General features: G+C 69.7%; 11 protein-coding genes. 5 read left to right on the top strand and 6 right to left on the bottom strand.

The window, feature by feature from the left end:
- Positions 1-24: 24 nt before the first annotated feature.
- On the bottom strand, positions 25-1554 hold the full coding sequence (locus AC3WQY_RS00055) for a methyl-accepting chemotaxis protein (RefSeq protein ID WP_285233108.1): 1530 nt from the start codon (positions 1552-1554) through the stop codon (positions 25-27).
- 186 nt (positions 1555-1740) lie between these two features.
- Between AC3WQY_RS00055 and AC3WQY_RS00050 the strand changes: the two genes are divergently transcribed.
- Positions 1741-2082, top strand: coding sequence for a zinc ribbon domain-containing protein YjdM (locus AC3WQY_RS00050; RefSeq protein ID WP_285233109.1), 342 nt, complete (start codon positions 1741-1743; stop codon positions 2080-2082).
- Positions 2083-2097: 15 nt separating this feature from the next.
- On the opposite strand, the gene AC3WQY_RS00045 is transcribed toward AC3WQY_RS00050, so the two are convergent.
- The 4 genes from AC3WQY_RS00045 to AC3WQY_RS00030 all read right to left on the bottom strand — a co-directional run bounded on the left by AC3WQY_RS00045 (position 2098) and on the right by AC3WQY_RS00030 (position 7273).
- On the bottom strand, positions 2098-2610 hold the full coding sequence (locus AC3WQY_RS00045) for a hypothetical protein (protein WP_492704796.1): 513 nt from the start codon (positions 2608-2610) through the stop codon (positions 2098-2100).
- 128 nt (positions 2611-2738) lie between these two features.
- Positions 2739-4448 carry a diguanylate cyclase domain-containing protein gene (locus AC3WQY_RS00040; protein ID WP_492704794.1) on the bottom strand — a complete coding sequence of 570 codons (1710 nt, stop codon included), beginning with the start codon at positions 4446-4448 and terminating at the stop codon, positions 2739-2741.
- The gene (locus AC3WQY_RS00035; protein WP_492704792.1) at positions 4445-5467 is read right to left on the bottom strand and encodes an extracellular solute-binding protein; all 1023 of its coding nucleotides are present in this window, start codon (positions 5465-5467) and stop codon (positions 4445-4447) included. The genes AC3WQY_RS00040 and AC3WQY_RS00035 overlap by 4 nt, the downstream gene beginning before the upstream one ends.
- Before the next feature lie 153 nt (positions 5468-5620).
- Positions 5621-7273, bottom strand: a complete 1653-nt coding sequence (locus AC3WQY_RS00030) for a sensor domain-containing diguanylate cyclase (protein WP_492704790.1) — start codon at positions 7271-7273, stop codon at positions 5621-5623.
- Between the two features lie 94 nt (positions 7274-7367).
- Between AC3WQY_RS00030 and modA the strand changes: the two genes are divergently transcribed.
- Genes modA through AC3WQY_RS00010 form a run of 4 tightly spaced genes read left to right on the top strand, consistent with a single transcriptional unit; the run spans position 7368 to position 10321 of the window.
- Positions 7368-8141 (top strand): molybdate ABC transporter substrate-binding protein, encoded by a 774-nt coding sequence (modA, locus tag AC3WQY_RS00025; RefSeq protein WP_492704788.1) that lies wholly within the window; start codon positions 7368-7370, stop codon positions 8139-8141.
- Positions 8138-8809 (top strand): molybdate ABC transporter permease subunit, encoded by a 672-nt coding sequence (gene modB / locus AC3WQY_RS00020; RefSeq protein WP_285233115.1) that lies wholly within the window; start codon positions 8138-8140, stop codon positions 8807-8809. Before modA ends, modB begins: the two co-directional genes overlap by 4 nt.
- The gene (locus tag AC3WQY_RS00015) at positions 8806-9492 is read left to right on the top strand and encodes an ATP-binding cassette domain-containing protein (protein ID WP_492704785.1); all 687 of its coding nucleotides are present in this window, start codon (positions 8806-8808) and stop codon (positions 9490-9492) included. The genes modB and AC3WQY_RS00015 overlap by 4 nt, the downstream gene beginning before the upstream one ends.
- On the top strand, positions 9467-10321 hold the full coding sequence (locus AC3WQY_RS00010) for a TOBE domain-containing protein (RefSeq protein ID WP_492704783.1): 855 nt from the start codon (positions 9467-9469) through the stop codon (positions 10319-10321). The genes AC3WQY_RS00015 and AC3WQY_RS00010 overlap by 26 nt, the downstream gene beginning before the upstream one ends.
- A gap of 7 nt (positions 10322-10328) precedes the next feature.
- Here the strand turns inward: AC3WQY_RS00010 and AC3WQY_RS00005 are convergent, their stop codons facing one another.
- Complete coding sequence (locus AC3WQY_RS00005) at positions 10329-11036, bottom strand: glutathione S-transferase N-terminal domain-containing protein (RefSeq protein WP_285233118.1); 708 nt, start codon at positions 11034-11036, stop codon at positions 10329-10331.
- Between the last annotated feature and the right edge of the window lie 109 nt (positions 11037-11145).

Here is an 11145-nt window from a genome sequence, read left to right as displayed (position 1 = left end):
GCTGGGGGCTTTGTCTTTGGGCGCTCACTGCTTGAGCTTGAAGAGCCGGATCGCCGCCTCGAGCTGGCCGGCCTGTTCCTGCAGCGCCTTGGCATCGGCGGCGGCCTGCTCGACCATGCTGGCGTTCTGCTGCGTGGCCGTGTTCATGTCGTCGACGGTGGCATTCACCCGCTCGATGCCCATCATCTGCTGGCCGCTGGCGGCCGCGATCGCCTGCATGATCTCGGTGACATGCTTGATGCTGGCCACGATCTCCGTCATGGTGGCACCGGCCTGCTGCACCAGCTCGCTGCCGGTCTGCACCCGCCCGACCGAGTCGTCGATCAGCGCCTTGATCTCGCGGGCCGCGCCCGATGAGCGCTGCGCCAGGCTGCGCACCTCGGAGGCCACCACCGCGAAGCCGCGGCCATGCTCGCCGGCGCGCGCCGCCTCCACGGCGGCATTCAGCGCCAGGATATTGGTCTGGAAGGCGATGCCATCGATCACGCCAATGATGTCGACGATGCGCTTGGATGAGCTGTCGATCGACTGCATCGTGCTGACCACCTGCGACACCACACCGCCGCCCTTGACCGCCACCTCCGCGGCCGTCTGCGCCAGCTGGTTGGCACGCTGCGCATCTTCGGTATTCCGATGCACCATCGCCGTCAGTTCGTGCATGGACTGGGCGGTGCGGCCCAGGCTGCCCACCTGCTGCTCGGTGCGGGCCGAGAGATCGGCGTTGCGGTCCGAGCTCTGCTGGGCGGCCGCATAGATCTCGTCGGTGGCATGGCGCACGCGCGAGACGATGTCGGTCAGGCTGTCGCTCATGTCCCTCAGCGAGCGCTGCAGATCGCCCACCTCGTTGCTGGAGGTGAGCTGCACCTGCTGGGTCAGGTCGCCGGTGGCGATCTCGCGCGCCGCCGCAATGCCCAGGCTCAGCGGCGTGGTGACGACGCGGCGTATGAAGGGGTAGATCAGCGCCAGCACCGGGATGCTGGTCAGCAGCGCCGCCAGCACCGACATCGCGCGCTGGTGCGCCAGGCCTTCGTTGACCCGGTCGAGCGAGACCTTCATGCTCACCGCGCCCAGCACCGTGCCCTCGGCGGCCTGGTGGCAGACGGTGCAGTCCTTGCCCAGATAGTTCTTGGCCGCCAGCGCGGGCCGCACCGCGCGCAGGTACTCGCCCTTGGCGTCGTTCTCCACCCAGACCTGGGCGCGGCCGGTGCGCAGCACCTCGGCTTCGCGCGCATCGGGCGCCACCGCCTCGTTGCCTGTGCCCGGGCCGAACAGCTTGGTCACGGCCTCGGCGCGCAGCACATGCACATCGCGGATGGTGCCGAGCTGCTTGATCTGGTCCAGCAGCACCTCGCGCTGGGCGATCGTGCCGGTCACCATCATGCCGGTCAGTCCGGCCATGGTGGCGTCGTGCATGCTGAGCGAGAAATCCTGCGCCTGCTCCAGCGCCGCCTGGCGCGAGGTATAGGCCTGCCAGATGATCACGCCGGACCAGACGACGAGCAGGGCCACGGCGATCGTGGCAATGAGTTGGATCCAGATTCTCGGCTTCACCATGGCTAGGTCTGTGTGGGTGGCTGCAGGGGTGAAGGCCATGCTAGCGCCGCGCGGGCACGCCGGCCGGGGCGCACGCGCACAGTTCCAGAGCTAGATCAAGATCAAGTCAATGAGCCCGGCCCGCCATGGGACAATCCGGCGCTTTACGGAGATTGCCGGGCAGACCCTTGCCACGGCAACAGCGCGATGACCAGCCTGCCCAACTGCCCCCAGTGCCACTCGGAACTCACCTACGAGGACGGCACCCAGTTCATCTGCCCGGAATGCGGCCATGAGTGGTCCAAGCAGGCCGCCGAGCCGGCGGCCGACGAGGTGCGCGTGGTGCGCGACGCCAATGGCAGCGAGTTGAAGGACGGCGACACCGTCACCGTCATCAAGGACCTGAAGATCAAGGGCTCGTCGCTGGTGGTGAAGGTCGGCACCAAGGTCAAGAACATCCGCCTCACCGAGGGCGACCACGACATCGACTGCAAGATCGATGGCATCGGTGCGATGGGCCTGAAGTCGGAGTTCGTCAAGAAGGCCTGAGCGCCCTGGCGTGCATCACTGCACGTCGTAGAGGCGGCCGCTGAGGGTCTGCGTGCACAGGCCCGTGTAGGAGTAGCTGCCGCGCACGATGCGGCCGAACACCACGTCGCCGGCATCGGCCGTCACCGAGACCATGGCGCCGCCGCGATATTGGCCACCGCCCAGATCGGTGGCCGGGCCGGCCACCGTGGTGTACTCGCCGGCGTAGTTGGCCAGCGGCGCCACCGCCACCTGCAACATGAAGGGCGTGGCGCCCGTCATGCCGCAGTGCAGGCTGACATGCTCGACGACCAGGCGCTTGCCGGGCGGCACGGTGTAGTTGCCGGTGCCCATGAAGTCGCCGGCCACGGCGCCGGCCTGCAGCGTCGAGTTGCCCTTGAGCCGCCAGGTCTGCCAGGACACATCGCGCACCGGCACGGCCTGCTGCACGGTGTTGACGATCTGTGTCTGCGTGGCCGCACCGGCAAAAGCGCTGGTGCTGCAGAAGACGGCCAGCAGGGCCGCTGCGCTGGAAAGAGCGAGTTTCATGGGGAATCCTTTGATCCGTGGTTGAGTTGACTCGAATGCCTCCTTGGCATCGATGACGTCATCGTCGGATCGCCGGGTTTCATGCGCGTTTCGGCGCGGCGCCCGCGCCGTTTCATTTGTTGGGCCGTTCAGCCCGGCCGCCCCTTGGCCCGGTACATGGCCTGGTCGGCAGCGGCAATCAGCTCGGTGGCGCCCTCGCCATCCTCGGGATAGCGGCTGATGCCGATGCTGGCGCCCGAGGGCAGCTCGGCGCCGCCGTAGTGCACCGGCAGCGACAGCGCCTCGCGCACCTTCTGCGCCACCGTCTCGACGGCGTCGCTGGCCTCGATCTGGTCCAGCAGGATGATGAACTCGTCCCCGCCCATGCGGGCCACCGTATCCACCTCGCGCACCAGTTGGCGCAGCCGCTGCGCCAGCGTGCACAGCACCGCATCGCCGGCGGCATGGCCCAGCCGGTCGTTGATGTGCTTGAAGTTGTTCAGGTCGATGAAGAGCAGCGCCAGCCGGCCCTGATTGCGCTTGGCATGCGCCAGCGCATGGTCGAGCCGGTCCAGGAAGACGCGCCGGTTGTGCAGGCCGGTGAGGCTGTCGTGGCTGGCCAGGCGATCCAGCTCCTGCTGCTTCTGCTCCAGCTTGGCGAACTGGGCGCGGATCTGCTGCTGCATGTCGGCCACGCTGCGTGCCAGCAGGCCGATCTCGTCGCGGCGCGCGGTGGGCAGGCCGCCCTCCTCGCGCTCGCCGGCGGCAAAGCGCCGCACCGCCAGCACGATCTGCCCGAGCGGCCGGCTCAGCGCGCGCGCCAGCATCGCCGCCAGCAGCACCGCCAGCGCGCTGAAGCCGAGCACGATGCGCATGCTGACCTCGCCAAGCCGCGCGCTTTCCAGCAGCACCGCCTCCACCGGCTGGGCCAGGCCGAGCACGAAGTCCTCCTCCTGCCGCAGCTCGGAGGCGGGCTGGCGCACAAACGCGGCCACCACCGCACCCTGCCCCGGCGGCGCCACCGTCGTCACCAGATGATCGCCGCGCCCCGGCGCCCCCGCCACCAGGGCGGCGGTGGCCGGGAAGCTGTCCTGCATGCGCGCGCTCTGGCCGCGATCGAAGGCAAAGGCCTGCCGGCTGTCCGGGTGGATCAGAAAATCGCCCGCGCCATTGCTCAGGTAGAGCTGCAGGCCGGCCGGCAGATCGCCCGCCAGCTGGGCGAACAGGCCGTTCAGGTCGACGTTGATCACCACCAGCCCACGCACCTGGCCCTGGGCATCGCGCACCGGCGCAGCCACCTGCAGCGCCGGCTTGTCGAGGCCGGCATGGGCGCCGATCTCATGATTGATGGCGGCGCTGGAGACGTAGACGGCGCCGGGCGGTAGCCCCAGCGTCTCGTACACATAGGGGTAATGGCCCTTCTCCTGCAGGTCCACGCCGCGCACGCGCACCAGGCCACGCTCGTCGCGGTCCACGCGGATGCGCTCCAGGCCGTGGCCGGCGAGGTCGATCAAGCGCATCTGGAAGTACTCGGGATGGGTGGCCAGCACGCGCTCGAACAGCAGCGCCGCGTTGTCCTCCTCGGCGCTCTGCGCGCCGGGGCTGGCACGCAGCAGCAGGCGCGCCGCCTGCGGGTGCTCGGCCACCATGCGCACATCATTGGCGATGTCGTCCAGCACGATCACCAGCTGGCGCGCCAGCACGCGCGTGGCGGTGAGCAGGCGCTCCTCGGCCCCCGCCACCAGCATGCTGCGGCTGGTGGCATAGCCGTAATAGCCGGTCAGCCCGGCCGCCAGCACGCCCACCAGCGCCACCGCCAGCCCCAGGCGCCAGGCAATGCCCAGTTTCATCGCCTTCATGGCGCCAGCACCTTGGCGGCACGGTCGCCCGAACGGATGCGCTGCCACAGCGCCTCGCGCCGCGCGGCATCCTCCACCGGTTCCAGCCACAGCGGAGCCTGCTCGGGCTGGCGCGGCAGCGCTTCGCTGATGGTGTTGGCCAGGCCCTGGCGCGTCACCAGCAGCTCGCTGGCCTTGGCCGCCAGCAGGGTGTCGATCCAAACATGGGCCAGCTTGCGGTCGCGCGCGCCGCGCGTGATGGCCCAGCAGTCCAGCCAGGCCAGCGCACCCTCGCGCGGCATCACATAGCCGATGTCCATGCCGGCGGCCTTCAGCAACTGCACCTGCTGCATGCCGTAGTTGGCGTGCATCAGGGCCGCGCCATGGCGCTGGAACAGGCGCACCGACTCCTCCGGCTGGCTGTAGAAACCCAGCACATTGCGGCGCAGCTCGATCAGCTTGTCCACCGCGCGCGGCCATTGCGCGCTGGCCAGGCGAAAGGGCGAGCCGCTGCCCAGGGCCTGCGCCGCCAGCGAGAAGTTGTGCGTGCCACCGTCATAGGCCAGCACCTTGCCGCGCAGGCGCGGGTCCCACAGCGCGCTGATCGAGCTGGGCGGCACCGGCAGCTGGCGCTTGTCGTAGATCAGCCCCATCTCTGCATAGGTGTAGGGGATGGCAAAGGTCTGCGCCCGGCCATCGCGGCGATGCACCAGGCCCGGGATGGCGGCGAGATCGCGAAAGCGCGGCAGCTGCTTGCGGGTGTTGGCGATCAGGCCCACGTCGACGGGCTGCACCAGGCCGGCCTGGATATAGCGCTGCAGCTCGGCGGTGTTGACGGCGAACACATCGAAATCGGCGCCGCCGCGGGCGTTGATCCGGTGCCACAGGGCCTCGTCCGAGCCGACGATGGTCAGCTCCACCTTGGCGCCACTGCGCTGCTCGAACTCGCGCAGCACCTCGGCCTCGGCATAGCCGGGCCAGGCCAGCACCCGCAGCGTGCCGGCCGCCCGCGCCGGCGCGAAGAAAACAATCAACGCCATCAGCAGGCCCAGACCCAGCAGCCGGCGCGCCAAGCCCGGGGCCCATCGCCGCGTTGCCGCGTGCTCGCATGCAGCCAAGGTCAACAAGTGTTTGTCCTGCTCTGTCCCAACCGGTTCAGTGTATGCCGGGACGCAGGCACGCCGCAGCGCCAGCTAGGCCCCGAAGAAGCAGACCCGGTTCCCACCGGCGGCCTTGGCCTGGTACATGGCGGCATCGGCTTGCTTGATCAACTCATCCTGCTGGGTTTCGTGATCTCGAAACATGACCACGCCGATGCTGACGCTGCCCACGTGTTCAAGCATCGAGGGCACACCGCCCTCCTCGCGCTGCTCCCTGAGTCGAAACGGCTCCGCCAAGGCGTGCCGGATCTTCTGTGCAATCGCCTCGGCCTGGGCGGTGGACGCGGTGGCCTCCTCGCCCAGTTCGCCGACCATCACGACGAACTCGTCGCCGCCTATGCGCGCCACCGTATCGACCTCGCGCACGCAGGCGAGCAGACGCCGCGCCGCATCGACCAGCAGCAGGTCGCCCACGGCATGCCCATAGCGGTCGTTGAGCGGCTTGAAATGGTCCAGATCCAGGTACATCAGGGCGCCATAGCAGGCGCTGCGTTTGCTTGCCGCCATCGCCTGGCTCAGACGGTCGTGCAGCAGGCGGCGGTTGGGCAACTGGGTCAGGGCATCCCGGAAGGCCATCTGGCGCACCTGCTCCTCCATCTCGCGGCGCTCGGCGACCTCCGCTTCGAGCTGGCGCGTGGAGGCCTGGATATGGTCGGCCATGCCGTTGAAGGCCTGCGCGACGCGCGCGATTTCGCCCGGCCCGGCGCTCGCGGCGCGGGCACCGAAATCACCGTCATGCACCCGCCGTGCCGCCTGCTCCAGCTGCGTGATCGGCCGGATGATGCGATGCGCCAGCCAGGCGGCCAGCACCGCCAGCAGGCCCATCACCGTCAACGCGGCCAACATGCTGAGCATGGCGCGCTGCTTGGCGGCCAGATAGACGGCCGACGCCGGCACACCCACAAAGGCGATCCAGCCGGTGTCGGGCATGGGCACGACCGAGAAGTAGCGCACCACGCCGTCGATGGCCAAGCTCTCGAACTCGCCATCGCGCACCGCCACGATGCGGCGCGCCGCCTCCGCGTTGGGCTTGCTGCCGATCACGCCCTCGGGGTCCAGATTGCGCCAGATCATGGTGCCGTCGGCGGCAAAGAAGCCATAGCGGCTGTCCGGCGGCAGGCCGGCGTCAGGAATATGGGGGTCCAGCACCGACAGATCGAGCGGTAGATAGATCGCACCCACCACCTCCTGCTGCTCGTTGCGTATCGGCGCGCCGATCACCGAGACCCACTTTCCGGTGATGAGCCCCCGATGGGGCAGCCCCACCAGGGCGCGCGGCTCGCGCAAAAAGGCCTGGAACCAGGGGGTCGCGGCAATATTGCGCCCGCGTCCATTGGGCAGCGGCACCGCCGAACAGACCACCTCGCCGTCGAGCCGGGCATAGGCCACATTGGCATAGGCTGGGTTCATGGTGAGAAAGTCCTGCAGCGCGGGATCGCAATGCTCGCCATCCACGAGCTTGACGAGCGGCCGCGCCGCGAGCCGATGCAGACTGTTGTGGGCGCTCGCCACCGTGGCGCCGGTGTTCCGGATCATGGTGTACGCGAGCGTGCGAAGCGACGACTTCGTATGCGCAATCGTCGCCTGCATGTCCAGATAGATGCCCGCCGCCACCAGGGCGCACAGCGGCACCGACATGGCCAGCACCAGCAGCAGGAGCTGCGTTCGGATCGACGTTGACCTCATCGGATCGAATGCCTTTGCACCGGGTGGCAGACGCTGCAGATTATGGGGTGCGGATGGGTGCATCCGTTATGTAGTGCGTTATATTGCGCTCACCATGCCCAAGCATCCCACCGCAACCCTGCTGCTGAGCTTGCTGACCTTGCTGGGTCTCGGCGGGCCCTCCGCCCGCGCCGCCGATCTCACCGTCTCGGCCGCCTCCAGCCTGAGCAATGCCTTCCGCGAACTGGCGCCTGCCTTCGAGGCCAAGCATCCCGGCACCCGGTTGCTGCTGAACTTCGCCGCCTCGGACGCCTTGCTGGCGCAGATCGCCAAGGGCGCGCCGGTGGACGTGTTCGCCGCGGCCGACCAGGAGAGCATGGACCGCGCCGAGGCCCAGGGCCTGCTGGCCAAGGGCAGCCGCCGCAACTTCGCCGCCAACCGCCTGGTGCTGGTGACCCCGGCGCAGGGCGGCCTGGCGCTGGCGGCGCTGGCCGATCTGCGCCAGCCGGCGGTGCGGCGCATCGCGCTGGGCAAACCGGAGGGCGTGCCGGCGGGGCGTTATGCCAGGGCGGCGCTGCAGGCGGCGCAGCTCTGGGAGGCGCTCGAGCCCAAGGCCGTCTATGCGCAGAATGTGCGCCAGGCCCTGGACTATGTGGCGCGCGGCGAGGTCGAGGCCGGCCTGGTCTATGCCAGCGACGCGCTCGCGCAGAAGGACAAGGTCCAGGCCCGCTTCAGCGTCGCCACCGCCACGCCGATCAGCTACCCGGCCGCCATCACCACGGTCGGCGCCGGCAGCGCCAACGCCGAGGCGGCCGGCCAGTTCCTCGCCTACCTGCTCTCGCCCGCCGCCCAGGCGGTGCTGGCGCGGCACGGCTTCCTGACGCCATGAATCCGGAGGCCTGGGTCGCGCTGGCGCTCTCGCTGAAGGTGGCGGCTTGGGCTACGGCCATCAATCTGCTGCTGGGCACGGCGATGGGCTTTGCGCTGGCGCGCTGGCGCTTCCCCGGCCGCGAGCTGCTGGACGCCCTGCTCACCCTGCCGATGGTGCTGCCGCCCACGGTGCTGGGCTACTACCTGCTGGTGCTGCTGGGCAAGCGCGGCTGGCTGGGCGGCTGGCTGCATGAGCAGCTGGGCATCACGCTGATCTTCAGCTGGCAGGGTGCGGTCGTCGCGGCCAGCGTGGTGGCCTTTCCGCTGGTGCTGAAATCGGCGCGCGCCGCCTTCGAGAACGTCGACCCGCAGCTGGAGCGCGCCGCGCGCGTGCTGGGCTTGAGCGAGGCCGCGGTGTTCATGCGCGTGAGCCTGCCGATGGCCTGGCGCGGCATCCTGGCCGGCGTGCTGCTGGCCTTTGCGCGCGCACTCGGGGAGTTCGGCGCCACCCTGATGGTGGCGGGCAGCATCCCGGGGCAGACGCAGACGCTCTCGATCGCGGTCTACGAGGCGGTGCAGGCGGGCCAGGACGCCAGCGCCAACACCCTGGTGCTGATCACCTCGCTGAGCTGCATCGCGGTGCTGCTGAGCGCGCGCTGGCTGGCGCCGCAGCGGAGCGCCGCATGAGTGACGGCGCCAACAACTTCGACGTGCAGATCCAGCGGCACGTGCAGGGCGCGGGGCGCAGCTTCATGCTCGACGTCAGCTTCCAGACCGCTGCCCGGCAAACCGTCATCTACGGCCCCTCCGGCGCCGGCAAGAGCCTCAGCCTGCAGGCCATCGCCGGCCTGCTGCAACCCGACCGCGGTCATATCCGCTTCCAGGGCCAGACCCTGTTCGACAGCCAGGCGGGCATCGCGCTGGCGGCACGCCGGCGCGGCTTTGGCTACCTGTTCCAGGACTATGCCCTGTTCCCGCACCTGAACCTGCGTCAGAACGTCGCCTTCGGCCTGCAGCGCGGCCTGTTCAACCCCGGGGCCCGCCGGACCCATCCGGAGGTGGAGCACTGGCTGCGGCGCTTCGAGCTCAGCGAGCTGGCCGGCCTGCATCCGCACCAGCTCTCGGGCGGGCAGCGCCAACGCACCGCGCTGGCGCGCGCGCTGGTGAGCCGGCCGCGCGCCCTGCTGCTGGACGAGCCCTTCGCCGCCCTGGACCCCGAGTTGCGCGAGCGCATGCGCGAGGAGCTGCAGGGCCTGCTGCAGGAGCTGCAGCTCCCGATGCTGATGATCACCCACGATCCCGAGGACCTGGAGCGCTTTGGACAAGCGCGCCTGGAGCTGCGCCATGGCCGCATCACGCAAACCCGCTAAGCCGGGCAAGCCGGCGCCGCGCGCCGCCGCGCCGCTGCAGTTGCAGGCCGGCCTGCACCTGAGCCAGGCCGGCCAGGCCCTGGCCAGCCCGCGCCAACTGGCCCTGCTGGCCGAGATCGACAAGCTGGGCTCGCTGACCCGAGCCGCCAAGGCCGCCGGCTACAGCTACAAGGGCGCCTGGAACGCGATCGAGCAGATGAACAACCTGGCCGGCGAGCCGCTGCTGGAGCGCCGGCCGGGCGGCAAGGGTGGCGGCTACACCCGCCTGACCGCGCGCGGCGCCCAGCTGCTGCGCAACCTGGGCCTGATCCAGCAGGAGCATGAGCGCTTCGTGGCGCGGCTGAACAGCCAGTCGCAGGGCCTGGCGGAGGACTATGCGCTGGCCGGCAGCATCGCGCTGCGCACCAGCGCGCGCAACCAGTTCGCCGGCACCGTCAGCGCGATCCGCGGCGGCGCGGTGAACGACGAGATCGAGCTCGCCATCATCGGCGGCCAGACCATCGTGGCGACGGTCACGCGCGCCAGCCGCGAGGAGCTGGGCCTGACGCTGGGCAGCAAGGCCTTTGCCCTCATCAAGGCGGCGTCGGTGCTGCTGATGACCGGCCCGGCGGCGGCGCTGCGCCTGTCGGCGCGCAACCAGCTGCAGGGTCAGGTCTTGCGCGTGAACGCGGGCGCGGTCAACTGCGAGGTGCTGCTGGCCCTGCCGGGCGGCGGCACGGTAGCCGCCATCGTCACCCAGACCAGCGCCGAGACCCTGGGGCTGGCGGTGGGCACGCCCGCCACCGCGCTGTTCAAGGCCTCCAGCGTGATCCTGGCGGTGGCGGCCTGAGGCCGGCTCAGGCGGCGCGCTGCGGAATCGCCAGCCCGCGCCGCACCGCCGGGCGATCCAGAAAGGCGCGCAGCGCGCGCAGCACTTGCGGAAAGTCCGCGATGCCCACCAGCTCGCCGGCGCCGTAGAACTCGATCAGGTTGTTGACCCAGGGGAAGATGGCGATGTCGGCGATGCTGTAGGCCTCGCCCATCACCCAGTCGCGCCCCTGCAGGCGTTGCTCCAGCACGCCCAGCAGGCGGCGCGACTCGGCCAGGTAGCGGTCGCGCGGGCGCTTGTCCTCGAAGTCCTTGCCGGCGAACTTGTGGAAGAAGCCCACCTGGCCGAACATCGGCCCGACGCCGGCCATCTGGAACATCAGCCACTGGATGGTCTCGTAGCGCTGCGCCGCGTCGGCGGGCAGCAGCCGGCCGGTCTTCTCGGCCAGGTAGAGCAGGATGGCGCCGGACTCGAACAACGCCAGCGGCCGCCCGCCCGGGCCATCGGGATCGATGATGGCGGGGATCTTGTTGTTGGGATTCAGGCTGAGGAATTCGGGCGTGAGCTGGTCGTTGCTGGCAAAGCTGACCAGATGCGGCTCGTAGGCCAGGCCGGTTTCTTCCAGAAAGATCGAGACCTTCACGCCATTGGGCGTGGGCAGCGAGTAGAGCTGCAGGCGCTCGGGATGGCGGGCGGGCCAGCGGCGCGAAATCGGGTGGTCGCTCAGATTGCTCATCGGGGGTCGGGTGTTGCGTGGGGTTGGCCATCATGCCGAGCCGCCCGAGACCTTGCCGCGGCAAGGTTGCTGGCCGTGATGTAGCACACGCTTTCGCGCGGCACGGGCG

It is taken from the genome of Roseateles sp. FW301-B2 (genome assembly GCF_058788955.1).
This window is presented reverse-complemented; position numbering and strand designations above follow the sequence as displayed.